At 73.8% G+C, this 23,223-nt stretch carries 20 protein-coding genes; 10 read left to right on the top strand and 10 right to left on the bottom strand.

Translation table 11 applies throughout. The features are described from left to right. Positions 1 to 111: 111 nt before the first annotated feature. The 4 genes from AMOR_RS01645 to AMOR_RS01630 all read left to right on the top strand — a co-directional run bounded on the left by AMOR_RS01645 (position 112) and on the right by AMOR_RS01630 (position 2,836). Entirely contained in the window at positions 112 to 468 is a 357-nt protein-coding gene (locus AMOR_RS01645) for a response regulator (protein WP_318653880.1), read from the top strand. A gap of 229 nt (positions 469 to 697) precedes the next feature. Next, entirely contained in the window at positions 698 to 1,120 is a 423-nt protein-coding gene (locus AMOR_RS01640; RefSeq protein ID WP_248357776.1) for a hypothetical protein, read from the top strand. Between the two features lie 128 nt (positions 1,121 to 1,248). After that, positions 1,249 to 2,271 carry a tetratricopeptide repeat protein gene (locus AMOR_RS01635; protein ID WP_248357775.1) on the top strand — a complete coding sequence of 341 codons (1,023 nt, stop codon included), beginning with the start codon at positions 1,249 to 1,251 and terminating at the stop codon, positions 2,269 to 2,271. A 133-nt stretch (positions 2,272 to 2,404) separates the two neighbouring features. Beyond that, positions 2,405 to 2,836, top strand: a complete 432-nt coding sequence (locus tag AMOR_RS01630; protein ID WP_248357773.1) for a response regulator — start codon at positions 2,405 to 2,407, stop codon at positions 2,834 to 2,836. 7 nt (positions 2,837 to 2,843) lie between these two features. Here the strand turns inward: AMOR_RS01630 and AMOR_RS01625 are convergent, their stop codons facing one another. The 5 genes from AMOR_RS01625 to AMOR_RS01605 form a co-directional block, all read right to left on the bottom strand. Further along, on the bottom strand, positions 2,844 to 3,848 hold the full coding sequence (locus tag AMOR_RS01625) for a cupin domain-containing protein (protein ID WP_248357771.1): 1,005 nt from the start codon (positions 3,846 to 3,848) through the stop codon (positions 2,844 to 2,846). 73 nt (positions 3,849 to 3,921) lie between these two features. After that, positions 3,922 to 4,803 (bottom strand): aldo/keto reductase, encoded by an 882-nt coding sequence (locus tag AMOR_RS01620; RefSeq protein ID WP_248357769.1) that lies wholly within the window; start codon positions 4,801 to 4,803, stop codon positions 3,922 to 3,924. A 91-nt stretch (positions 4,804 to 4,894) separates the two neighbouring features. Beyond that, positions 4,895 to 6,397, bottom strand: a complete 1,503-nt coding sequence (locus AMOR_RS01615) for a YihY/virulence factor BrkB family protein (RefSeq protein ID WP_248357767.1) — start codon at positions 6,395 to 6,397, stop codon at positions 4,895 to 4,897. 122 nt (positions 6,398 to 6,519) lie between these two features. Further along, positions 6,520 to 7,794, bottom strand: a complete 1,275-nt coding sequence (locus AMOR_RS01610) for a DNA polymerase domain-containing protein (protein ID WP_248357765.1) — start codon at positions 7,792 to 7,794, stop codon at positions 6,520 to 6,522. 4 nt (positions 7,795 to 7,798) lie between these two features. Further along, the gene (locus AMOR_RS01605) at positions 7,799 to 8,788 is read right to left on the bottom strand and encodes a zinc-dependent alcohol dehydrogenase family protein (protein ID WP_248357763.1); all 990 of its coding nucleotides are present in this window, start codon (positions 8,786 to 8,788) and stop codon (positions 7,799 to 7,801) included. 158 nt (positions 8,789 to 8,946) lie between these two features. Between AMOR_RS01605 and AMOR_RS01600 the strand changes: the two genes are divergently transcribed. The 4 genes from AMOR_RS01600 (at position 8,947) to AMOR_RS01585 (ending at position 13,896) form a co-directional block, all read left to right on the top strand. After that, positions 8,947 to 9,123, top strand: a complete 177-nt coding sequence (locus AMOR_RS01600; RefSeq protein ID WP_248357761.1) for an FmdB family zinc ribbon protein — start codon at positions 8,947 to 8,949, stop codon at positions 9,121 to 9,123. A 48-nt stretch (positions 9,124 to 9,171) separates the two neighbouring features. Continuing rightward, complete coding sequence (locus AMOR_RS01595) at positions 9,172 to 10,899, top strand: transporter substrate-binding domain-containing protein (RefSeq protein ID WP_248357759.1); 1,728 nt, start codon at positions 9,172 to 9,174, stop codon at positions 10,897 to 10,899. Then, positions 10,896 to 12,311: a sigma-54-dependent transcriptional regulator gene (locus AMOR_RS01590; protein WP_248357757.1), complete on the top strand. Its 1,416-nt coding sequence runs from the start codon at positions 10,896 to 10,898 to the stop codon at positions 12,309 to 12,311. The genes AMOR_RS01595 and AMOR_RS01590 overlap by 4 nt, the downstream gene beginning before the upstream one ends. A 259-nt stretch (positions 12,312 to 12,570) precedes the next feature. Then, a complete protein-coding gene (locus AMOR_RS01585) occupies positions 12,571 to 13,896 on the top strand; it encodes an anaerobic C4-dicarboxylate transporter (protein ID WP_248357755.1) in 1,326 nt (441 codons plus the stop codon). Between the two features lie 87 nt (positions 13,897 to 13,983). Here AMOR_RS01585 and AMOR_RS01580 read toward each other — a convergent pair whose 3' ends face one another. After that, positions 13,984 to 14,706 carry a YebC/PmpR family DNA-binding transcriptional regulator gene (locus tag AMOR_RS01580; RefSeq protein WP_248357753.1) on the bottom strand — a complete coding sequence of 241 codons (723 nt, stop codon included), beginning with the start codon at positions 14,704 to 14,706 and terminating at the stop codon, positions 13,984 to 13,986. A 280-nt stretch (positions 14,707 to 14,986) separates the two neighbouring features. Here AMOR_RS01580 and AMOR_RS01575 point away from each other — a divergent pair, with 280 nt between their 5' ends. Beyond that, positions 14,987 to 16,477 (top strand): N,N-dimethylformamidase beta subunit family domain-containing protein, encoded by a 1,491-nt coding sequence (locus AMOR_RS01575; RefSeq protein ID WP_248357751.1) that lies wholly within the window; start codon positions 14,987 to 14,989, stop codon positions 16,475 to 16,477. Positions 16,478 to 16,542: 65 nt separating this feature from the next. Here AMOR_RS01575 and AMOR_RS01570 read toward each other — a convergent pair whose 3' ends face one another. The 3 genes from AMOR_RS01570 to AMOR_RS01560 all read right to left on the bottom strand — a co-directional run bounded on the left by AMOR_RS01570 (position 16,543) and on the right by AMOR_RS01560 (position 19,675). Then, positions 16,543 to 17,223, bottom strand: a complete 681-nt coding sequence (locus tag AMOR_RS01570; RefSeq protein WP_248357750.1) for a methyltransferase family protein — start codon at positions 17,221 to 17,223, stop codon at positions 16,543 to 16,545. A 135-nt stretch (positions 17,224 to 17,358) separates the two neighbouring features. Then, entirely contained in the window at positions 17,359 to 18,612 is a 1,254-nt protein-coding gene (locus tag AMOR_RS01565) for a glucose-1-phosphate adenylyltransferase (protein WP_248357748.1), read from the bottom strand. 52 nt (positions 18,613 to 18,664) lie between these two features. Continuing rightward, positions 18,665 to 19,675 (bottom strand): aldo/keto reductase, encoded by a 1,011-nt coding sequence (locus tag AMOR_RS01560; protein WP_248357747.1) that lies wholly within the window; start codon positions 19,673 to 19,675, stop codon positions 18,665 to 18,667. A 183-nt stretch (positions 19,676 to 19,858) separates the two neighbouring features. Here AMOR_RS01560 and AMOR_RS01555 point away from each other — a divergent pair, with 183 nt between their 5' ends. Further along, the gene (locus tag AMOR_RS01555) at positions 19,859 to 21,976 is read left to right on the top strand and encodes a dehydrogenase (protein WP_248357745.1); all 2,118 of its coding nucleotides are present in this window, start codon (positions 19,859 to 19,861) and stop codon (positions 21,974 to 21,976) included. A 90-nt stretch (positions 21,977 to 22,066) separates the two neighbouring features. Here AMOR_RS01555 and AMOR_RS01550 read toward each other — a convergent pair whose 3' ends face one another. After that, on the bottom strand, positions 22,067 to 23,197 hold the full coding sequence (locus AMOR_RS01550; protein WP_248357742.1) for a YbhB/YbcL family Raf kinase inhibitor-like protein: 1,131 nt from the start codon (positions 23,195 to 23,197) through the stop codon (positions 22,067 to 22,069). Positions 23,198 to 23,223 lie beyond the last annotated feature (26 nt).

Genomic DNA, 23,223 nt, shown 5'->3' with positions numbered 1-23,223 from the left:
GGGCCTCGAGCGCGGGCGCGGACCGCGGCGCCGAGTTCGTTGATCGCGCTGCCGCTGGCGGCGCCCCCGCAGCAGGTTGCGGAGCGGCCCACGCCGCCGGCCTTCCACGCCGTGAACGTGCTCGTCGTCGAGGACAACGTCGACGCGGCGCAGACCATCGCCGAGGTCCTCGAGCTCGAGGGCCACCGCGTGCACGTCGCCACGGACGGCCGATCGGGGCTCGCGCGGGCGCGCGAGCTCCGGCCGGACGTGATCCTCTGCGACCTCGGCCTCCCCGACCTGGACGGCTGCGAGGTGGCGCGACGGCTCCGCGCCGACGTCGCGCTCCGGTCGATCCGGCTCGTCGCGCTCAGCGGGTACGCGCAGCCCGAGGACCGGCGCCGCGCGCGAGAGGCCGGGTTCGACGCGCACCTCGCGAAGCCGGTGTCCGTCGCGGAGCTGGTCGCTGCGCTCGCGCGCGACGCGTGACGCGCCGTCAGGGGCAGAGGTCCCCGGCGCGCCGTTCGCCACGACGGCGTCCACCCGGCGCGCCGCCACTGCGGCGGGCAGCCGATCGCCCGCGATCGCGAGCCGGGCGGGGGCATGCGTCCCGGGTGCGGCGTCCTCCGGCGCGGGCGTCAGATCCGCGCGCGTCAGCGGTCGATCAGGTAGGGACTGCGGCGCGACCGTGGCGCGCCGGGCTCACCGGAGGACGACCATGACGATCTCGAGGCAGAGGACCGATCCGCTCTTCCACCAGCTCGCGCCACGGCTCGCGGCGTCCGGGGCGCTCCTCGCCCTGCTCGGCGCGGCGCCGGTCGCAGCGGCCGACGACCAGCCGCCGTACGCCGGCTCCCACGACGACGCGTCATACGGCGATACGACCCACACGACGCTCGCGACGGAGTCCGGGCCCGCGGGCGAGGCGCCATCCGGCCGCGCGGACGATACCTCGTACGCGGGGCTGCGCCACGCGACGGTCACGGCGACGGTCCTGCCGGCGGGCGTGCCCGCGCTGGCGTCCGGGCACGACGACACCGAGTACCCCCATGCTGCCGCGACCCCGAGCACGGCGCTCGCGAGCGCTGCGGCCCCGGCGTCGCGCGCGCAGGCCCTCACGGCGCGCCGTGCATCGCGGTGAGGACGTCACGGGACGTACCCGGCACGCGGCCTGGTCGGCCTTGAGGGGCGCGACACCGAGCCCTGGAGCCCTCCTGCGGGACCGCGGCTAGCATCGAGGCCGTCGCATCCTGGACCGGGGCATCCGCCGTGCGCCTCATCGTCCTCGGGCTCGTCCCGCTCTCGCTCGTCGCCGGCGCATGCGCGACGTCGGCGAGCCTCGGCCCGGAGCCGGCGCGCTCCGCTCGCGCGGGCGTCCGGCCCGGCGGAGTGATGGCCGAGGCGGAGGAAGCGCTCCGGCGCTCGGAGTGGCCGCGTGCGGAGGCGCTGCTCGCTGCGGCGGAGCTCGAGGACGCGGGAGCACGTCCCACCGCGCTGCGCGCCGTCGCGGTGTACCGGCAGGGGCGCTACGCGGAGGCGCGCGCCATCGCCCGGAGCTCGCTCGAGCGCGGAGAGACGTACGAGGCCCGCCTCGTCGAAGGGCGCGTGCTCGCACGGGATCGCAGGCTCGAGGACGCGGCCCGCTCCTACGAGCGCGCGGTCGCGCTCGCGCCAACGAGCGCCGAGGCAAGGGCGGCGCTCGTCGCGGTGCGCCTCGCCCTCGGCGACGAAGATGGCGCGAGGCGCGCCTACGTGGCGCTCGCCGCGGTCGATCCGCTCGATGCCGAGCTTCGCGTCTGGGAGGACGTCCTCCGCGTGCCGCCGGACCCGGACGCGCCACGCGACGTGGTGGACCGGTGCGCACGCGGGACGGCCGCGCGCCTCGCCGGCGACGATCGCGCGGCAGGTGCGGAGCTCCGCGCAGTGCTCGAGGTCGCGCCGGCGTGTGCGCACTGCTGGGCGGAGCTCGGGAAGTCCGCGTGGAGGCTCGGGGAGGTCGAATCGGCGGAGGCCGCGTTCCGTCGCGCCCTCGGCGCGTACCGCCCCGAGCAGCAGGGGCTGCGCGCCGACACGCAGGGCCTCCTCGCGGCGCTCCTCGTGGAGCGGGGCGGGGACGCCGCCGAGGCGATCACGCTCGCGGCGGCCTCGCTCGCGGTGCGGGCCGACCGGGCGTCGACCCGCGAGGCGCTGATCCGCGCCTGCTCGACCGTCGAGGACCCGGGCTGTCCGGGCGGCGCCGCCGGGAGGGGCCGCACGGCCGCGCCGGGGGCCGGTGCGCCCGCCGCGCGCTGAGGCTCGTCCCGGAACGGGCACGCGCCCGCCCGGCACTTCCACCTGGCGGCCGTCGTGGCTTCCCTGTGGCCGCTCGCCCGGTGCCCTTGCGGCGCGTGCACCGCGTCTCCACGGTGCCAGGCGGGAGGGAACCATGGTCATCGAGGAAGGGCACCCGGACGCGTCCGCGACGGACCGAGAGGGCGTCGAGGACGAGCCACGCGGGGACTTCCGCGCGCGCGTGCTCGTGGTCGAGGACGAGCATGAGCTGCGTGCGCTCATCGCGCGGTGGCTGGAGACGAGGGGATACCAGGTCGTCGAGGCGCCGGACGGGCGAGACGCCGTCGAGCTGCTCGAGGCGGGGCTCGAGCCCGACGTGATCCTCCTCGACCTCACGATGCCCCGGATGGATGGCCGCGCGTTCCTCGAGTGGCTCCGGAACGAGCCGAAGCATGCGCACCGGCGGGTGATCGTCGCGAGCGCGTACCTCGAGGACGAGGCGCCGGTCGACGCCGACCGGACGTTCGCGAAGCCGTTCAGGCCCGACCTGCTCGAGCGCGAGCTCGCGCGTCTCGTCGGCGAGTAGCGCGGCGCTACGGATCCTCCTTCACCGCAGGGTCGAGCGGGAACGTCGCCGCGCTGCGGGTGCCGACGAACGTCTTGCGGCGACGCGAGCGGGGGAAGTCCACGATCTCGATCGTCTCGCGCGACCACGCGTCTCCACCCTGGACGTAGACGAGGTCCTCCCCCGCGCCCGCGCGGACGTTGTGCGCCGGGCCGCCCGCGGGGAAGCCGAGGAAGTCGCCGGGACCGAGCTCCACCTCCGCGTCGCCGATCTCCGCGACGCCGCGCCCGGACAGGACGTACATCCACTCCTCGTCGTGCTGGTGCACGTGGTACGTGAACGAATCCTTCCCGGGCGGGACGCGGGCGAGGACGACCGCCACGCGCCTCAGCCCCGCCGGGCGGGAGAGCGGCGTGAGGTGGATCTCCGACCGCGGGTTCTCCGGGTGGCTGTAGACGCGAGGCTCCCCACGCTCCGCGGCCCGCACGACGGGCCGGGGCGGCCGGCCCGCCGGCGCGGCCCCGACCAGCTCCGCCGGCAGCTCGGCGCCGGCGGGCAGGAACGGGATCTCCGCCGCGAGCGGGTACACCGCCACGCGCCGGCCGATCCGGACCATGCGGCGCCCCAGGCGCGGGAAGTCCGCCACCTCGACGTCGGGGATGACCTCGCCGCCGACGAGGAACAGCAGCCGCTCGCCCGACGTGTTGCGGAGGTGATGCCCGACTCCCGGCGGAAAGCCGACGAAGTCGCCGGGGCCGAGCTCGTGCTCGGCGTCGTCCACCTCGACCACCCCGCGCCCCTCGAGGACGAACAGCCACTCCTCCTCGCGGTGGTGGACGTGGAAGACCGCGGACTCCTTCCCGGGGGGGAGCCATGCGAGGTTGACGGCGATGCGCCGGAGGCCGGCCATCCGGGACACGATCCAGCCGTGGATCTCCGAGCGGGGGTTGTAGGGATGGCCGCTCGCGAAGTCGGGACCGCGCTCGGTCGCGCGGACGAGCACGCGAGGCGCTGCGGGGGTCGGGTCGGGCATGCTTCCCCTTACCGCTCCGGAGGCACCTGGTGGTGGCCCCCCTCGGGGCGTTCGCGTCGGGAGCGGCCAGCGATCAGACCTGGCCGATCCACCCCTCGCCGGCACGAAGGAACGCGTCCCGCAGCGCCGCGGTCAGCTCGGGCGGGAGCGGACCCGCCTCGACTGCGCGCACCGCCTCCTCGAGATGCGCGGGGCTCGCGGTCCCGAGGAGGATCGACGCCACGCCGGGCGCGTGCGCCGCGAAGCGCGCGAACAGCTCGGGGAGGGGGAGACCGCGCGGGTCGAGGCGCAGCGCGCGGAGGCGGTCCCAGTAGACCTCGGCGTAGTGCCCGGTGGGCCGCTCCCGGAAGCGCCACGGCGCGTTCGCGAGCGGACGCTTCGCGAGCACGCCGAGGCCACGGAGCCGCGCCTCGCGGACGGGCCCCTCGAGCGCGCGCTGGTCGCAGACGTTCACCGACAGCTGCACGGACCCGAACGCGCCCGAGCGCACCGCCCACTCGAGCGCGTCGCCCTCTCCGGAGTAGGCGGCGACCCGCGCCTTGCCCGCGCGCACCGTCGCCTCGAGGGCGGCGACCACCTCTCCGCGGCGGAGCGTCTCGAGCGGGCACGAGTGCAGGTGCACGACGTCGAGGCGGTCCGTGCGCAGCCGCCGGAGCGCGTCCTCGACGCCGAGCGTGACGGCCGGGCCCGTCCAGTCCGCGTGGCCCGGCACGCCGTAGCCCACCTTCGTGGAGATCACCACCGCGTCGCGCCGGCCGGCGAGCGCGCGGCCGAGCCGCTCCTCGGACGCACCGTAGCTCCGGGCGGTGTCGAGCAGGTTCACGCCGAGGTCGAGCGCGCGGTGGACGAGCCGCTCGACGTCGGCCTCGGCCTGATCCGGCGCGCCTACGTGACCGGCGCCGAGCGCGACCGCCGACACCGCGAGGCCGGTGCAGCCGAGGAGCCGCTGCCGCATGAAGACCTTCTAGCGGGCGCGCGTCGCGGGGGCCAGCGGCGTCGCCACCGGCGGTGCGCCGCCGTAGCCCGATGCGGGTGGGTGTCCCCGGTCAACCCGGGACGTCGGGCTGCTTCGCGTCGAGGACCGCCCGGCCGTCTCCATCGTCGCGCGCGCGGGGTGGAGGCGCGGGCGGCTCCCGGTCGCGGTCCGGGCGGTCCCGGTCGCCCCGGCTCGGCCGATCCCGCTCGCTCGCGAGGTCGGCGAGCTCTCGCAGCGTGAGGTCGTGGGGCGAGCGCCGGCGGTCCTCCTCCTCGGCGCGGAGGAGCTGCTGCAGGTCAGACCCGAGGTGCCGCTCGATGCCGAGGCGCACGTCGTCGACCCGCGGATCGCGGCGGAGCGCGTCGCGGACGTCGGTCGCCCGCAGCGCGTCGACGTCGCCGCCCGGGACGTACACGATCACGTGGCCGCAGACGGCGCGCAGCAGCACCCCCCCGCGCACGAGCGCCCCGAGCACGTCGTCCACCGTGGGCGCGGGCACCTCGAGCAGCGCGGCGAGGTCGCTGGCGGTGCGCCGCGGCCCGCCGGACAGGAAGTCACGCGTCACCCGCGCGACCGCCGCGATGGCGAGCGACTCCCGGAGCGCCTGGTCCGCGTGCTCGCCGCCGTGCATCCGCAACCGGACCGACTGCTCGTCCTGGTGGCTCGACGCGATCTCCGCGCCGAGGAGGACGATGACCCAGGAGACGTACGTCCAGACGAGGAAGATCGGGATCGCGCCCAGGACCGAGTAGATCGCGTTGTACCGCGCCACGCCCATCTGCAGCTGGATCTGCAGCACGAGCGCGCCCTGCCAGAGCAGCGCCGCGACGGCGGCGCCGATGAGCGCGGAGAGGATCCGGATGCGGACGTTCGGGAGGATCACGTAGATCGCGAACAGCGCGAGACCCACCACGGCGACCGGTGTGAGCCCGAGCGCCCAGTCGATGACCGGTCCGAGCCCGAGGCGGTCGCGCAGGAACAGCACCACGCTCGAGCTCTGCGCAGCCGCCGAAGCCGTGGTCGCGACGAACACGAGGAGCGGTGCCGTCACGAGCAGCGTCACGTAGTCGGTGACCTGTCGAAGGACCGGGCGCGTCGTCTTCGCGCCGAAGACGTCGTTCAGCGCCGCCTCGACGCTCGAGACGAGGGTGATGCTCGTGTACACGAGCGCGACCAGCCCGACGGCCCCGAGCTTCGAGAAGTCGGTCGTGTCCACGAAGGCGAGGATGCGGACGACCGCCTGGTGGAGGGCCGGGTTCGGGGCGAAGGTCTCGTCCAGGTACGGCCGCACGGTGCCCTGGACGAAGGTGCGGTACGCCCCGAAGCCCTTCAGGATCGCGAACGCGAACGCGAGGAAGGGGACGACCGACAGGACGCTGAAGTAGGTGAGGGCGGCCGCCCGGACCGTCAGCCGGTCGTCGAAGAAGCCGCGCGCCGTCGAGTAGATGATCCGGCTCGCCCGGTAGAGCGCTGCCTTCCACCAGGGCAGGTCGGAGAGACGGACGTCCCAGATCCGCCCGGTGAAGAAGGTCCTCAGGCGGACGAGCGGGCTCGTGATGATCGCGCTGGGCAACACCTGGATCCTTTTGGCGGTGCCGCGGGACCGCAAGGTCGGGGCCGGGATGCATCGGGGGCGGGTAGTGCCGAGGTCGAGGTCGGGGGCCTCGAGAGGCGTCCTCCCTCTCCGCCCCGTTCCTACCCCCTGGGATCCCACAGCTCCTGATCGAAGTCCGGCTCCGGCGGCTCCTCCGGCGGCCGCTCGTCCTCCGGCACGTGCTGCAGGTTCACCCTCACGCGAGTCCAGGTGGTGTACCGCCCTCGCATCGCGTCCACGAGCACGTCCTCGGGCGCGAGCCGCGCCGCCGCCCCGGGGTGGCGCGCCTTCCACCGCGCGAGCCCGCCGAGCGCGTCCTCCTTCCGCGCCGCGCGGGCGATCGTGACGACCGGGAGCTTCGCCCGGCGGGGCGCGCCGCGGCGCCGCGACGGCTGCACGCGCGGGGGCTCGTCCTCGGTCTTCGCGTAGTGCGGCGGCCAGGGCGCGTCGCCGAGGCCCGCCGCGCGCTGGCGCGCCGAGAGCTCGAGCAGCGCGTCGAGCGTGCCCGGGGCGGCGTCGATGCCGGCGCCCGGGTCGCCGAGGCGCGCGAACCGCGCCGGGACGGTGCGGAGCGTGAAGTCCGCCGGATCGCAGTCCGGCAGCTCGGCCCAGGTGACCGGCGCCGAGACGCGCGCGTCGGGCGTCGGGCGCACCGAGTACGCGGAGGCGACGGTGCGATCCTTCGCGTTCTGGTTGTAGTCGAGGAACACGCCGCGCCGCTCCTCCTTCCACCACTTGCTCGTCGCGAGGGCCGGCGCGCGCCGCTCCACCTCGCGCGCGAGCGCGAGCGCCGCCGCGCGGACCTCGGCGAAGGTCCAGCGCGGCGCGATCCGGACGTAGACGTGGATGCCGCGCGAGCCGCTCGTCTTCGGCCAGCCCGTGAGCCCGTGCTCGCGGAGCACCTCGTCGACGAGGAGCGCGACGGTGCGGATCTGGGACCACTCGACGCCGGGCACCGGGTCGAGGTCGACGCGCAGCTCGTCCGGGTGGTCGAGATCGCCGGCGCGGACCGGGTGCGGGTTCAGGTCGATGCAGCCGAGGTTCACCACCCACGCGAGCTGGGCGGCGTCGCGCACGACGATCTCCCGGGCGCTCCGGCCGGACGGGAACCTGAGCTCCACGACGTCCACCCAGCCCGGCCGCGACTCCGGCGCGCGCTTCTGGAAGAAGAACTCGCCCTCCGCGCCGTCCACGTAGCGCTTCAGCGCCATGGGCCGGTCGGCGACGCCGCGGAGCGCGCCTTCGGCGACGGCGAGGTAGTACGAGACGAGGTCGAGCTTCGTGATACCCGCCTCCCGGAAGTAGAGCTTGTCCGGGTTCGAGATCGCGACCTCGCGGCCGGCGACGTGGAGCAGCTCCTGCTTGCGCTTCGCCACGGGCTCACCGGCCGGGGACGAGGACGGCGGCGCCGTCGAGCGCCCCGCCGCGGAGCGCCTCCAGCGCGGCGTTCGCGTCGCGGAGCGCGAAGGGGGTGACGGTGGAGCGGAGCGGGACGCGCGGCGCCAGCGAGAGGAGCGCGTGGCCGTCGGCGCGGGTGAGGTTCGCGACCGAGCGGAGCACGCGCTCCTCCCAGAGGAGCGCGTAGGGGAACGACGGGATGTCGGACATGTGGATGCCGGCGCAGACGACCGTGCCGCCCGGCCCGACGGCGCGCAGGGCGGCTGGGACCAGCGCGCCCACGGGCGCGAAGAGGATGGCGGCGTCCAGGGGGGACGGGGGCAGGGCGTCGGAGGGGCCGGCCCACGCCGCGCCGAGGCCGCGCGCGAAGCGGGCCGCGCGCTCGTCGCCTGGGCGCGTGAACGCGAACACCTCCTGGCCCTCCGAGCGCGCGAGCTGCGCGACGAGGTGGCCCGCCGCGCCGAAGCCGTAGATGCCGAGCTTGCGCGCGGGGCCCGCCATCCGCCACGCGCGGTAGCCGATGAGGCCCGCGCAGAGGAGCGGCGCCGAGGCGACCGGGTCGAGCGTCGCGGGGAGCGGGAACGCGAAGCGCGCGTCGGCGACGGTGTAGTCGGCGAAGCCGCCGTCGCGGTGGTAGCCGGTGAACCGGGCGGACCGGCAGAGGTTCTCCCGGCCCGAGCGGCAGTACTCGCACCGCCCGCACGTCCAGCCGAGCCAGGGGACGCCGACCCGGTCCCCGGGCCGGAGCGTCGCCACGTTCGCGCCGGACCGGACGACCTCGCCGACGATCTCGTGCCCCGGGACGACCGGCCGGCCGAGCGGCGGGAGGTCGCCGTCGGCGACGTGGAGGTCCGTCCGGCAGACGCCGCACGCGAGGACGCGGACGAGGACGTCGTCCGGCCCCGGCTCCGGGACCGGCAGGTCGCGGGCGGCGAGCGGCGCGCCGGGCCGTTCGACGGTCATCGCGAGCATCGGCTCCTCCCGGCGTCCGCGCGGGGGACCGCCTCCGGGGCGGCCCGCTCCGAGCACCGTCGATCCCATGTCCGGCGCCGCCGACGCGCGCTGCACCCCGCGGAGGGCATCGACGGCGTGGGTCGCGAGCCCATGATGGCGATCTGGGAGGTGGAGCGATGCCCGTCTACGAATTCTACTGCCGCAAGTGCCAGAAGGCGTTCACCGCGGTGATGCACGTGTCCGAGCACGACGCCGACGTCGCGGAGTGCCCGGAGTGCCGCCGGAAGGACGAGGTGGAGAAGCGGCTCTCGACGTTCACCGCGGTGACGAGCCGGAAGTCGGCGTCGGTGTGAGGCCGAACCGCGCCGGTGCGGCCCGTCCGGCGCGGTAGGATGATGGGCGTGCCCCGCCCGACGTGTCTGCTCGCGGTCGCCGCGCTCACGGCCTTCGGGCCCGCTCTCGCCGCCGATCCGGCCCCGACCGGCTCCCGCACCATCGTGGTGGGCGGCGACCGCGACTACCCGCCCTACGAGTTCCTGGACGCGGACGGCCGCCCGGCCGGCTACGACGTCGATCTCACTCGCGCCATCGCCGAGGTGATGGGCATGCGGGTGGAGATCCGGCTCGGGAGCTGGGCGGACATGCGGGCCGCCCTGCGCGACGGCCGGATCGACGCGCTGGAGGGCATGTCGGTCTCGGAGGAGCGCGAGGCGCAGTTCGAGTTCACGCCGCCGCACACGATCGTCCACCACGCGATCTTCGCCCGGAAGGGCACGCCGCCGGTGGCCTCCGTGGACGCGCTGCGCGGGCACCGCGTCATCCTCCACCGCGGCGGGATCATGGACGACGTGCTCACGGGCGCCGGCATGGGCGACACGCTCATCCGGACCGCTACGCCCGCCGACGTCCTGCGGCTGCTCGCCTCCGGCGAGGGCGAGTACGCGGTGGTCGCTACCCTGCCCGGAACGTACATCGCGCGGCAGCTCGGGCTCACGAACATCGAGCCCGTCGCGACGGGCATCGCCGCCCACCCGTACGCGTACGCCGTCCGCGAGGGCGACGCCGAGCTCCGGACGCGCCTCGCGGAGGGGCTCGCCATCCTGAAGAAGACGGGGCGGCACCAGGCGATCTACGATCGCTGGCTCGGCGTCCTCGAGCCGCCGGCGGTGACGTGGGCCACCTTCGCGAAGTACGGCGCGGTCGTGTTCGTACCGCTCGTCCTCGGCCTCCTCGGCGCGCTCGCGTGGACACGCTCGCTCCACCGCGAGGTCGGCCAGCGGACCGCGTCGCTCGCGCGCGAGGTGGCGGAGCGCCAGAAGGCGGTCGAGGAGCTCCGGGTGAACCAGCAGCAGCTCGTCCAGGCCGACAAGATGGCCGCGCTCGGCGTGCTCGTGTCCGGGGTGGCCCACGAGATCAACAACCCGAACGGCTTCATCCTCCTGAACATGCCCACGCTGAAGGGCATCTACCTCGACGCGCTGGAGATCCTGGACGAGCACCACGGCGCCCACCCCGACCTCACCCTCGGCGGCATCGAGTACCCCGCCGTCCGGGACGAGGTGCCCAGGATGCTGGACGAGATGCAGGGCGGCGCCCGGCGCATCAAGCGCATCGTCGAGGACCTGAAGGACTTCGCCCGCCGTGAGGATGCCCCCGCGATGGCGCCGCTCGACCTGAACGCCGTCGTCCAGGCGGCGGTCCGGCTCGTGGAGCCGTCCATCCGCAAAGCGACGCGCCGCTTCGACGCTACGTACGCCGCGGCGCTCCCCGCGGTCCGCGGCAACACGCAGCGGATCGAGCAGGTGGTCGTGAACCTCGTGCTCAACGCGTGCGAGGCGCTGCCGGCGCCGGAGCGCGGCGTCTCCGTGACGACGGGGGCGGACCCGGCGCGGGGCGTCTGGGTGCGCGTCGCCGACGAGGGCGTCGGCATCGCGCCGGAGCACCTGCCGCGGCTCGCCGATCCGTTCTTCACGACGAAGCGCGAGTCGGGCGGGACCGGCCTGGGGCTGTCGGTCTCGGCCGGGATCGTGAAGGAGCACGGCGGGACGCTGACGTTCGAGTCGCGCGTCGGGGAGGGGACCGCCGTCACGCTCACCCTGCCGGCCGCGGCGGGCGGAGGCCAGGCGTGAGCGCAGCCCCCTATCCGGCGTTCCCGGTGTTGCTCGTCGACGACGAGGTCGCGTGGCTCCGATCGCTCCGCTACACGCTCCAGCGCGCCGCGGGCGTGACCAACGTGCTGCTTTGCGAGGACGGCCGCGAGGCGGTCGATCTCGTCGCCCGCCACGACGTCGGGCTGGTGCTGCTCGATCTCACCATGCCGCACGTCGCCGGCGAGGAGATCCTCGGCCGGCTCACCGCCGAGCACCCGGCCGTCGCGGTCATCGTCATCAGCGGCCTGAACCAGGTCGAGACGGCGGTCCGGTGCGTGAAGTCGGGCGCCTTCGACTACTACGTGAAGACGACCGAGGAGGATCGGATCGTGGCGGGCGTCGTGCGCGCGATCCGGATGCTCGAGCTGCAGCGCGAGAACCGCGACGTGGCCGCCCACCTCCTGTCCGGCACGCTGCAGCACCCCGAGGCGTTCGCGTCGATCGTGACGCGGAGCCGCGCGATGACGACGACGTTCGCGTACGTCGAGGCGGTGGCGAGGAGCTCGCAGCCGCTCCTCGTCACCGGCGAGAGCGGGACCGGCAAGGAGCTCGTGGCGCGCGCCGCGCACGCGCTCTCCGGCCGCCCGGGGCCGCTCGTGACGGTGAACGTCGCGGGCCTGGACGACGCGGTGTTCGCCGACACCCTGTTCGGCCACGTCCGCGGGGCGTACACCGGCGCGGACCAGGCCCGCCGCGGCATGATCGAGGAGGCCGCGGGCGGGACGCTCTTCCTCGACGAGATCGGCGATCTCTCCATCCCTTCACAGGTGAAGCTGCTCCGGCTCACGCAGGAGGGCGAGTACTTCCCGCTGGGCAGCGATCGCCCGAAGCGGCTGCAGGCGCGGCTGCTCGTGGCGACGCACCAGGACCTGGCGGCGAAGCAGGGCGACGGGAGCTTCCGCCGAGACCTGTACCATCGCCTCCACACGCACCACGTGCGGCTCCCGCCGCTCCGTGAGCGGAAGGAGGACCTGCCGCTCCTCCTCGAGCACTTCCTCGACGAGGCGGCGCGCGAGCTCGGCAAGCGCAAGCCGACGGCGCCGCGGCAGCTCGTGCAGCTCCTCGCGACCTACTCCTTCCCCGGGAACGTCCGCGAGCTCCGCGCGATGGTCCACGACGCGGTGACGCGTCACCCCGGCAGCATCCTCTCGATGGACACGTTCCGCGAGGCGATCGAGAAGGGCAGGGGTGGGGCGCCGCCCGCGGTCTCGGCGGCCGCCCCCGGACGCGGCAACCCGTTCTCCGCGCTCGACGAGCTGCCGACGTTCCGCGAGGCCCACGATCTCCTCCTGGAGGAGGCGCTCGCGCGGAGCCAGGGGAACCAGACGCTCGCGGCCCGCCTCCTCGGCGTCACGCAGTCCGCGCTCAGCAAGCGGCTGAAGGGGCGCTGACGGGCAGGATGATGGGCATGAGCCGCGGAATGGCCATGCCGCCGGTCATGATCGCGGAGGTGCCCGGAACCGCAGGGTTCCGCGGCACCACGCCGATCCCGGCATGAGGGGCGGAATACCGATCTCCCCGCCGCGACGGCGCGGCGCCCGCGTCGTTGCTCGTTCCCGGCGCGGCGACCGCCGCCGGCACGGCGCGTGCTCTCCGGTGCCCCAAGTGCCACCGCGGACACACCGTCCGCGTCACCACCGGAGGGATCCCATGCTCACGTTCTGGATCGAGTTCCTCATCGTCCTCGGCGCCATCCTGCTCGGCATCCGCCGTGGCGGCGTCGCGCTCGGGATGATCGGCGGCCTCGGCGTCGCCATCCTGACGTTCGGCTTCCGGGCGCAGCCGTCGGAGCCACCCATCAACGTCATGCTCATCATCCTGGCGGTGGTCACGGCCTCCGCGACGCTGCACGTCGCGGGCGGTCTCGACTGGCTCGTCCAGCTCACGGAGAAGGTGCTCCGCAAGCACCCCAGGCGCGTCACGCTGCTCGCGCCGCTCGCGACGTTCGTGCTCACCGTCTGCGTTGGCACGGGTCACGCGGTGTACGCGCTGCTGCCGGTCATCTCCGACGTCGCACTCCGGACGCGCATCCGCCCGGAGCGGCCGATGGCGATCTCGAGCGTGGCCGCGCAGATGGGGATCACCGCGAGCCCGGTCGCCGCCGCGGTCACCACCTTCCTCGCCTTCGCCGCGAAGTCCGCGCACCCGGTCGGCCTCTTCGACATCCTGAAGATCACGCTGCCCGCGGGCCTCGTCGGCGTGATGGCCGCCGCGTTCTGGAGCATGAACCGGGGCAAGGACCTGGATCAGGATCCCGAGTTCCAGCAGCGGCTCCAGGACCCCAAGTTCCGCCAGGCGCTCGACGTCTCCGTCACGACCCTCGACAAGGAGCTGCCCCGGAGCGCGAAGCTCTCGGTGGCGCTCTTCTTCTCGGGCGTGGGCGCGATCATCGTCCTCGCGCTCTTCCCGTCGCTGATCCCGTCGTTCAATGGAAAGTCCGTGCCCATGACGACGGTCGTCCAGATCGTCATGCTCGCCTTCGGCGCGTTCATCCTGTTCGCGACCAACGTGAAGGCGGCCGACATCGCGCGGTCGAGCGTCTTCACCGCCGGCATGATCGCGGTCGTGTCGATCTTCGGGATCGCGTGGATGAGCGACACCTTCGTGAGCGCCAACAGCAGCCTGCTCGTCGGCAAGATCAAGGCGATGGTGGAGATCGCGCCCTGGACCTTCGCGCTCGCGATGTTCGCGGTCTCGATGTTCGTGAAGAGCCAGGCCGCGACCCTCACGATCATGATCCCGTTCGGCCAGGCGCTGCAGCTCCCGACGTCCCTGCTCCTGGGCCTCATCCCGTCGAGCTACGCGTACTTCTTCTTCGCGTTCTACCCGAGCGACCTCGCCGCGATCAGCATGGACCGGACCGGCACCACCCGCATCGGGAAGTACCTGCTGAACCACAGCTTCATGGTCCCCGGGCTCATCGGCGTCGGCGTGTCCACCTGCGTGGCGTATGCGCTGAGCCGGATGGCGTCCTAGCGAATCGGGCGCCTCGGGCCTCGGGTCACGGGCGGGTCGGCGCCCGCGGTCCGGGGCCCGACGCCCGTCCCGGCGCCGCGGCCCGGCTCACGCGAGGTTGTGGAACACCCGCTGGACGTCCTCGTCCTGCTCGAGGGCGTCCACCAGCTCGAGGACCTCCTTGGCCTGGTCCTCGGGGAGCTCGACCGGCGTCTGGGCGACGTACTCCGACTCGGCGGAGAGGAGCGGGAGCTTCCGCGCCTCGATGGCGGACTGCAGCTGGCCGAAGCTCGCGAACGCACACCGGATGATCACCTGCGGCTCGCCCTTCTCGCCCTTGCCCTCGCCCATCTCCTCGAGGCCGTGGTCGATGAGGTCGAGCTCGAGCGCGTCGAGGTCGATCCCCTCCGGCGCGAGGCGGAACACGCCCATCTTCTGGAACTGGAACGCCACGCTGCCGGTCGTGCCGAGGTTCCCGCCGTGGTTCTTGAAGTGCATCCGCACGTTCGCGACCGTGCGCACCACGTTGTCCGTCGCGGTCTCGACCACGACGGCGACGCCGTGCGGGCCGTACCCCTCGTAGAGGACGACCTCGTAGGCCTGCTGGTCCTGGCCGCTCGCGCGCTTGATCGCGGCCTCGACCTTGTCCTTCGGCATGTTCGCGCCGCGGGCGTTCTGGAGCGCGCGGCGGAGCGCCGGGTTGTTGTCGGGATTCGGCCCGCCGGCCTTCACCGCGATCGCGATGTCCTTGCTGATGCGGGTGAAGACCTTCGCCATCTTGTTCCAGCGCGCGAACATCGTCGCCTTGCGTGTCTCGAAGATGCGTCCCATGGTGTTCTCCTCCGCGGCGCTCGGTGCTGTCCGGACGTGGCCCGGCACGGGCGGATATCGCACCCGCCCCACCTCGCGCAAGCACCGTGTGGCCGCGGCGGCGCACGGCGCGCGGCACCGCGGGAGGCGGTCCGCGGGCGCGGCGTCTCCGCCGTCGCCGTCCGGCCGCCCGGCCGTCCGGCCGCCCGACGAGCGGGGCGCGCCCGAGCGGAGAGTTGAGCGCCGGTCGGGCGGACCCCCACCATTCATCGCCGCACCGCGGCGACGAAGGGGAGAACGGATGACTCGACGTGGGGCCGTACGGCCGGGGCTCGCGCTCGTGCTCGTGGCGCACGTCGCCTGCGGCGGCAGCGGGGGGCGGATCGGTCCACCGACGCCGCCCTCGCCGCCCTCGCCGCCCTCGCCGCCCTCGCCGCCGCCCCCTCAGCCCCCGCCGCCCGAGCAGGTGTCCCTGGTCGCCGTCGAGAACCAGAAGCCGGGCGGCACCGGCTGGAACCTCCAGCACAAGGCCCCCGCGGGCGTCCTCGAGGGGTACGCGAGCGCCACGAGCGTGGAGCACGGGGAGGCGCTCGACGTCCACGTCTCGTCGAACCGTCCCGCGCAGGTCCGGTGGGAAGCCTGGCGCATCGGGTGGTACGGCGGCGCCGGCGGACGGCGCGTCGCGCAGGGCGGCCCGTTCGCGGCGGGCCCGCAGCCGACGCCGGCGGCCGACCCGACCACCGGCCTCATCGCATGCCGCTGGCCGGTGTCGTTCACCGTCCAGACCGGCGCCGACTGGACGAGCGGCGTGTACCTGCTCGCGCTGACGCGGGACGACGGCTTCCAGAGCTGGGTCCCGTTCGTCGTGCGCGCCGACGAGCGGAAGGCCGTGGGAGTGTTCCAGGCTTCGTTCACGACGTACCAGGCGTACAACCCGTGGGGTGGGCGCAGCCTGTACGGCACGAACCCCGCCGCGGAGGTCTCGTTCGACCGGCCCTTCGGCGAAGGCAACGGTACCGGTCACTTCTTCCGGTACGAGGCCGACTTCGTGGGGTGGGCCGAGTCGCGCGGCTTCGACCTCACGTACCTCACGAACCTCGACGTGGACCGCGATCCCTCGCTCGTCCTCGGGCAGCGGATCTTCCTGTCCGTCGGCCACGACGAGTACTGGTCGCGCAAGGAGCGCGAGGGCGTCGAGGCCGCGCTCGCGGACGGGACGAGCCTCGCGTTCTTCTCGGCGAATGCGTCGTTCTGGCAGATCCGGCTCGAGCCCTCGCGCGACGACGGCCGCCCCCAGCGGACGCAGGTCTGCTGGAAGCTCCGCTCCGCGACGGCCGACCCGCTGCGCGGGACGCCGCTCGAGACGACGCAGTGGCGAAAGCCACCGGTGAACCAGCCGGAGAACGCCCTCATCGGCGTCATGTACACGGCGTGGGAGAACCCGCCCGCGTCCACCTGGATCGTCCAGAACGCCGGCGCTTGGCCCTACGACGGCACCGGCGTGAGCGACGGCGACGGGATCCCCGGGATCGTGGGGTACGAGACGGACAGCACCGTCGCCAACGGCGCGACGCCGGCGGGGCTCGTCGTGCTGGCGCACTCGCCGATCGTCGACGTGAACGGGCGGCAGGGGTTCCAGGAGGCGGCGGTCCGGGACCTCCCGAACGGTGCGTTCGTGTTCGCGGCGGGGACGATCGAGTGGTCGTGGGGGCTCCGGACCGACGGCGGCGATCCGCGCGTGAAGAGGATCACCGAGAACGTGCTCAGGCGCGCCGGGCTCGCGCCGCAGTGAGGGGCGGCGCGGGCGCGTGGTAGAGCGCCCGCGCGCGTCGAGCCCGTCGTCGCCGCTCTCCGGCGCTACCACACGCCCGGCACGAGCCGCCAGCGGACGCGGCGCGCGTACGCCGCGTACCCCGGCAGCTCGCGCGCGAGCGTGGCGTCCTCGAGGGCGGTCCGGAGCACGACCCACGCCGCCGCCGCGATCGCCGCGGGCAGCGCCGGCGCCGAGCGCAGCAGGAGCGGGGACGCGAGCGCCCAGCCCACGAGGCCGAGGTAGCCGGGGTGGCGGACGCGCGCGTACGGCCCGGAGTCGACGACGTGGTGACCGACGTCGTGCTGGATCCGGACGGTGCCCTCGAAGAACGGGTTCACCGCCATGGCGCGCGCGGACAGGGCGAGCGCGAGGCCGAGCAGGATCGCGCCGAAGGCCGCAACCGGCGCCGGGAGCGGCGCGGCTCCGAGGCGGTGGCCGACGCCGGCGGAGACGGCGATCCCGGCCATGAGCGGCCAGAACGCGGCGTTCCACCAGAGATCCCAGCTCTTCGCGCCCTCGCCCACGGCACGGCGGCGCGCCCGCAGCGCGGGGTTGCGCCGCGCGACGTACGCGCCGTGCGCGAGGAGGGCGGCGGCGAGGACGCCGTGGTGGAGCCACCCCGAGGCCCAGGCGATCGTCCCCGCCGCCAGGAACGGGATGACGAGCCAGGCGGCGAACACGGCGACGTTCCACCCGCGCAGCGCGGCGATGCCCCGAGCGCCCATGGCGGTTCCCGCTCGCGACGTCACCGCCGGTGCCCGCGGTCGCGGCGGACGCAGGACGGGGCGCGTGGCGAGCTCGCGCGGATGGGCCACGTCACCGGCCGCGAGCTGCTCATGGCCGGGCGAGCCCGCCGGGCGTCAGATCACCGCGCCGTCCCGGATGACGCCGCCCTTCGGCACGATGACGACGCCCTCGCGGATGTAGTAGCCGTCGCCGTCCGCGTGCTGGGCGCCGGCCTCGTTCAGGATCCGGACGCCGCGCCCGATCCGGGCGTTCTTGTCGATGATCGCGTGCTGGATCACGCAGTCGCCGCCGATGCCGAGCGGCGGGTGCCCGCTCGCGCGCGCGCGCTCCATCTCCTCCAGCGACTCGTACGCGTCCGCGCCGAGCACGAGCGTGTCGCGGAGGCGGGTCCCCGCGCCGATCCGGCTCCGGATCCCGATCACCGATCGCTCGATCTCGGCGCCCATCAGGATCGACCCCTCGGACACGAGCGCCGATCGGAGCGTGCAGCCCTCGATGCGGGTCGCGGGCAGGAAGCGCGGGTGCGTGTAGATCGGGCGGCGCCAGTCGTGGAAGTCGAACGGCGGGATCGGGCGCGTGAGGTCGAGGCCGGCCTGGAAGTACGAGGCGATCGTCCCGACGTCCTCCCAGTAGCCGCGGAACACGTGCGCCTGGACCTGCGTCCGGCCGATGGCGCTCGGGATGACGTGACGCCCGAAGTCGACGAGCGCGCGATCCGAGATGGCTTTCTCGAGCGCGGCGCGCTCGAACATGTAGATGCCCATCGACGCGAGGAACCCGCGCCCGTAGCCCGGGATGTCCGACTCGAGGTCGTCGAGCCGATCGGGGCCGGGCTTCTCCTCGAAGTGGATGATCCGCCCGCGGGCGTCGACCTTCAGGATGCCGAACCCGGCCGTCTGCTCCCGCGGGACCGGGATAACACCGACCGTCGCGGCGGCGCGCTGGTTCCGGTGCGTCGCCGCGAAGTCGCGGAAGTCCATCTGGAAGAGCTGGTCGCCGGAGAGGATGAGCACGTCGCGGCTGCGGTGCGCCTTGAGGTGCCGCAGGCTCTGCCGGACGGCGTCCGCGGTGCCCTGGAACCAGTCGCCGCTGTCGTCCGTCTGCTCCGCGGCGAGGATCGTGACGAACCCGCGGGAGAAGACGTCGAACTTGTACGTCTGGCCGACGTGGTTGTTGAGGCTCTCCGAGTTGTACTGCGTGAGGACGAAGATCCTCCGCAGGTTCGAGTTCAGGCAGTTCGAGATCGGGATGTCGATGAGGCGGTACTTCCCGCCGATCGGCACGGCCGGCTTCGAGCGCTCCTGGGTGAGGGGGAAGAGACGCGTGCCGCGCCCGCCGCCGAGGATCACCGCGAGGCAGTCTTCCATGGCGGGATCCTTGAGGCGGCCAGGCACCCCTGTCGAGCGCCGCGGGACGGACCTAAGGGGTATGGGGCCGCGCGGGGCGCTCGCTGTCGAGCATCGCCATCTGCGGGCCGCCGTACCGATCGCCCGCGACGGCCTCGGCGGGCACCGCACGCTCGATCCGGTCGAGGTCCTCCGGGGCGAGCCGCAGGTCGAGCGCGCCGAGCGACTCCCGGAGCTGCGCCCGCGTGCGGGCGCCGACGAGCGGTACGATGTCGTCGCCGCGCGAGATCACCCAGGCGATGGCCGCCTGCGCCCGGGTCGCGCCCTGCTCCCGCGCGACGGCGTCGAGCGCGTCGGCCAGGGCGAGGTTCTTCTTCAGGTTTTCGGCCTGCCAACGCGGCGCGTGGGCCCGGAAGTCCCCGCCGCCGACCGGCTTCGCCGGCGTCGCGCCGAGCAGGCCGCGCGACAGGACGCCGTACGCCGTCACCCCGATCCCGAGCAGGCGTGCCGCCGGCAGGACCTCCCGCTCGATGCTGCGGCTCATGAGGGAGTACTCGAGCTGGAGCGCCGTGATCGGGTGAACGCGGTGGGCGCGCCGGATCGTCTCCGCGCCCATCTCGGACAGTCCGACGTACCGGACCCAGCCGGCGCGCACGCAGTCGGCGATGGCGCCCACGGTGTCCTCGATCGGGACCGCCGGATCGAGCCGCGCGGGCTGGTACAGGTCCACGTGGTCGGTGCCGAGGCGCCGCAGCGTGTACGCGAGCGCCGTCTTCACCGCCTGCGGGCGCGCGTCGAAGCCGAGCCACGCGCCGTCGGGGGCGCGCTGCGCCCCGAACTTCACCTGGATGAAGACGCGGTCGCGGCGTCCGCCGCGGAGCGCTTCGCGGAGGAGCAGCTCGTTGTGGCCCATCCCGTAGAAGTCGCCGGTGTCGAGGAGGGTCACGCCCGCGTCGAGCGCGGCGTGGATCGTGGCGATCCCCTCGGCCTCGTCGGCGGGGCCGTACATCCCGGACATCCCCATGCAGCCGAGGCCGAGGACCGAGACGGTGGCGCCCTTCGGCCCGAGCGTGCGGGTGAGCATGGCCGTTTCCCTAGCGCGGATGGGATCGGCACGCCGCGTCGGGGCAGCCCTCGCGCTCAGCCGCCGCGGGAGCGCGCGCTTGCGCGTCAGCCTGCCGCAGGGCCCGCTTCGGATGGCCCCACCGGTCCCGGCCGAACCCTGCCCCGGGCTGGCGCATGATCCAGGTCGACGGCAGCGGAAGCCATGAAGAACATCGTCAGCATCAGCCTCGGCGCGAGCGCCGGCGACTACGACTTCACCACGCGCTTCAGGGAGCAGTGGTTCCGCGTTCGCCGCTTCGGGACCGACCACGACGTCCGCAAGGCGCTCGATCTCCTCGCGCGCTGGCAGGGCGAGTGCGACGCGATCGGGCTCGGGATGGTCAGCGACCACCAGCTCGTGGGCACGCGGCGGATCGAGGATCCGATCACCGCCGAGCTCGAGGCGGCGGTGAGCGAGGTGCCGGTGACCACCGGCGCGCGCCTCCGCAGCTTCCTGGACGAGTGGACCATCCGGCACATCCAGGAGCACGAGCAGCATTACTTCACGAACGCGCGCGTCCTCTTCCTCTCGGGCCTGACGAACTACCGGACCGCGCAGGTCCTCTCCGAGTACACGCACAACATGAGGTTCGCGGACCCGCTGCTGCAGCTCGGGGTCCCGAAGCTGCTCCGCTCGATCCCGCAGCTCGACGCCTACGCGGGGTTCACGTCCGTGCAGCGCCGCCTCCCGAACCTCTGGCCGAAGGTACCGCCCGGAGTCCGGGAGGCGTGGACGCGGCGGGTCCTCCGGAAGCCGCTCCACAAGGCGACGGTCATCGTCGCCCCGCACGACGACCTCGCGCCGTTCGGGCTCGAGGAGCTCGCCGGCAAGATCGTGCTCACGTCCGCGATCCCCGACGAGCAGGTGAAGCGGCTCGGCGACCAGGGCGTCGACGTCGTCATCGACCGCACGCCGAAGCTGCTCGAGCGGGTGGTCGGCCTGAACGTGATCGAGGCGATGATCGTCGCGGCCCTCGGGCGTCAGCACCGCGACGACGTGCTCCACGACGAGTACCTGGAGATCTTCGGCGACCTGAAGCTCCAGCCGAGGATCCTGTTCCCGTCGGGCAGGACGCGGCGGGTGAACCGGTTCGCGTTCGTCATCCACCCCCTGTCGCGCGAGTACCTGAAGGCGTCGAAGCCGGTCGAGCTGGCGTCGCGCATCGCCCCCTCGATCGTGCTGCCCATCCTCGAGAGGCTGATCGCGTACTCGCCACCCTTCGTCTACTCACGGGTCACCGGCATCAAGTCGCCGACGGGCGTCGAGGCCGAAGGCTGGCTCATCACCGTGGGGGGCACGCCGAAGGAGCTGCTCGCGCACAGCCCGGAGTTCACGTACCGGCGGCTGCTCGACGCGGCGAAGATGGCGGAGCGCCTGGGCGCCCAGATCATGGGGCTGGGCGCGTTCACGAAGGTCGTCGGCGACGCCGGCGTCACCGTCGCGAGGCGGGCCAGCATCCCCATCACCACCGGGAACAGCTACAGCGCGTCGGGCGCGCTGTGGGCCGCGGCCGACGCCGTGAAGCGCATGGGGCTCCTCTCGCGCGACGAGCGAGGCAAGGTCGCCGGCAAGGCGATGGTGGTCGGCGCGACGGGCGCCATCGGCTCCGTGTGCGCGCGGCTGCTCGCGATGGCGTTCGAGGAGGTCCACCTCGTCTCGCCCGAGATCGGGAAGCTGCTCACGCTCCGCGAGGCGATCCTCGCGGACACGCCGGACGCGATCCTGCGCCTGTCGAGCCAGGCGAACGAGAACCTGCGCGACATGGATCTCATCGTCACCGCGACGTCCGGCGCCGGGAAGAAGATCCTCGACATCATGAAGGTGAAGCCGGGCTGCGTGATCACGGACGTCGCGCGGCCGCTCGATCTTCCGCCATCGGAGGTCGCGAAGCGGCCGGACGTCCTCGTGATCGAGTCGGGCGAGATCCAGCTCCCCGGCGACGTGCAGATGCGCGACATCGGCCTCCCGAAGGGCGTCGTCTACGCGTGCCTGGCGGAGACCATCGTCCTCGCGCTCGAGGGCCGGTTCGAGACGTACACGGTCGGCCGCAACATCCAGTGGGAGAAGGTGAAGGAGATCTACAAGCTCGGCCTCAAGCACGGCATGCGGCTGGCCGCGATCTCCGGCGTCGAGGGGCCCTACTCGGACGAGGACATCCGGCGCGTCCGCGACCTCGCGCTCGCAGCGCGAGCCCCCCGGCAGGGCGGCGAGCCTCCACGGGCAGGCGCGCGCGAACGCGGTCGCCCTGCGGTGGAGCCGCAGGCGCACGCGCGACCCTGAGCGGAAGGCGAGCGGCCGCCACGCCGCGGAGGCCGGTGGGCCCGTTACCGTCCCGTCGTACGCCGGGCGAGCCTCACGGCGTCACGGGGTTCACCGTCCGTACGTAGCGGTGAACTCCGCCCGCGCGAGCGCGGCGCTCCGCGTGACGAAACCGATGAGCCCGCCCGTGGAGGTCGGGCCGAGGCCCTGCGAGGCGAGGTCGGCGGACTTCACGGCGTACAGCGTGAAGACGTACCGGTGCGGCTTGTCGCCGGCGGGCGGGCACGGGCCGCCGTACGCCGAGACGCCGAAGTCGGTGTAGCCCTGGGTCCCACCCGCGGGCGAGGCGCCCGGGATCCCGGCGCCCTTCGGGATCGACGTCGCCGTCGCGGGGATGTCGAACACGAGCCAGTGCCAGAACCCGCTCCCCGTCGGCGCGTCGGGGTCGTACATCGTGAGCACGAACCCTTCGGTTCCCTGGGGCGCTCCCGTCCACTCGAGTCCGGGCGAGACGTTGGCGCCGGTGCAGCCGAAGCCGTCGAAGACTTGCTCCGCCGGGACGGTGCCGCCGGCGGGAACCTCCGCGCTCGAGAGCGTGAACCCGCTCACCGTCGGCGGGATCTCGTGCGAGGTCGGGGTGCCGGGCCGTCCGTACTTCGCGGTGAACGAGGTGCTCGCGATCTCGTTCGCGCGCGCGGAGAAGCTGACCAGCGCACCCGGCGCGTTCGCGTCGAGCCCGAGCGAGTCCACCTTCAGCGCGTGGATCGTGAACACGTACCGGTGCGCCGGATCTCCCGCCGGCGGGCACGGACCCCCGTACCCGCTCGCGCCGAAGTCGGTGTAGCCCTGCACGGAGCCCGCCGGCGCGACGCCGTTGCCGGGCTTGCCGGCGTCCCGCGCGAGGCTCGACGCCGACGCCGGGATGTCGAAGATGGTCCAGTGCCAGAACCCGCTGCCGGTCGGCGCGTCGGGATCGAACACCGTCACCGCGAAGCTCTTCGTCCCGGCCGGCACGTGCTTCCAGCGCAGCTCCGGCGAGACGTTGCCGCCGGTGCAGCCGAAGCCGTCGAAGACCTGCTCCGCCGAGACCGTGCCGCCCGGCGCGACCTGCGGGCTCGAGAGATCGAACTTGTCGCTGCCACACCCGGCGAGCAGCGCCGCGGCCGCGAGGGCGAGGACGAGGGGCAGGAGGAGGCGCATCGCCACCGCGGCGGGCGCGAGGAGCGTGGGTCTCTGCTGCATGGGCGACTCCGGAGGAGGGCGGGCGC

Origin of the sequence: Anaeromyxobacter oryzae, from assembly GCF_023169945.1 — a bacterium.
Lineage (GTDB): Bacteria > Myxococcota > Myxococcia > Myxococcales > Anaeromyxobacteraceae > Anaeromyxobacter > Anaeromyxobacter oryzae.
Note: the sequence above shows the minus strand (reverse complement) of the source record. Positions and strands in the feature narration are given on the sequence as shown.

Coding starts and splice junctions, on each gene's coding strand:
- AMOR_RS01620 (WP_248357769.1), bottom strand. CDS start 4,803: ATGCGGCAGCGGCTCCTCGGCTGCACCGGCCTCGCGGTGTCGGCGGTC.
- AMOR_RS01565 (WP_248357748.1), bottom strand. CDS start 18,612: ATGGAAGACTGCCTCGCGGTGATCCTCGGCGGCGGGCGCGGCACGCGT.
- AMOR_RS01640 (WP_248357776.1), top strand. CDS start 698: ATGACGATCTCGAGGCAGAGGACCGATCCGCTCTTCCACCAGCTCGCG.
- AMOR_RS01600 (WP_248357761.1), top strand. CDS start 8,947: ATGCCCGTCTACGAATTCTACTGCCGCAAGTGCCAGAAGGCGTTCACC.
- AMOR_RS01555 (WP_248357745.1), top strand. CDS start 19,859: ATGAAGAACATCGTCAGCATCAGCCTCGGCGCGAGCGCCGGCGACTAC.
- AMOR_RS01630 (WP_248357773.1), top strand. CDS start 2,405: ATGGTCATCGAGGAAGGGCACCCGGACGCGTCCGCGACGGACCGAGAG.
- AMOR_RS01575 (WP_248357751.1), top strand. CDS start 14,987: ATGACTCGACGTGGGGCCGTACGGCCGGGGCTCGCGCTCGTGCTCGTG.
- AMOR_RS01605 (WP_248357763.1), bottom strand. CDS start 8,788: ATGCTCGCGATGACCGTCGAACGGCCCGGCGCGCCGCTCGCCGCCCGC.
- AMOR_RS01570 (WP_248357750.1), bottom strand. CDS start 17,223: ATGGGCGCTCGGGGCATCGCCGCGCTGCGCGGGTGGAACGTCGCCGTG.
- AMOR_RS01560 (WP_248357747.1), bottom strand. CDS start 19,675: ATGCTCACCCGCACGCTCGGGCCGAAGGGCGCCACCGTCTCGGTCCTC.
- AMOR_RS01580 (WP_248357753.1), bottom strand. CDS start 14,706: ATGGGACGCATCTTCGAGACACGCAAGGCGACGATGTTCGCGCGCTGG.
- AMOR_RS01550 (WP_248357742.1), bottom strand. CDS start 23,197: ATGCAGCAGAGACCCACGCTCCTCGCGCCCGCCGCGGTGGCGATGCGC.
- AMOR_RS01585 (WP_248357755.1), top strand. CDS start 12,571: ATGCTCACGTTCTGGATCGAGTTCCTCATCGTCCTCGGCGCCATCCTG.
- AMOR_RS01625 (WP_248357771.1), bottom strand. CDS start 3,848: ATGCCCGACCCGACCCCCGCAGCGCCTCGCGTGCTCGTCCGCGCGACC.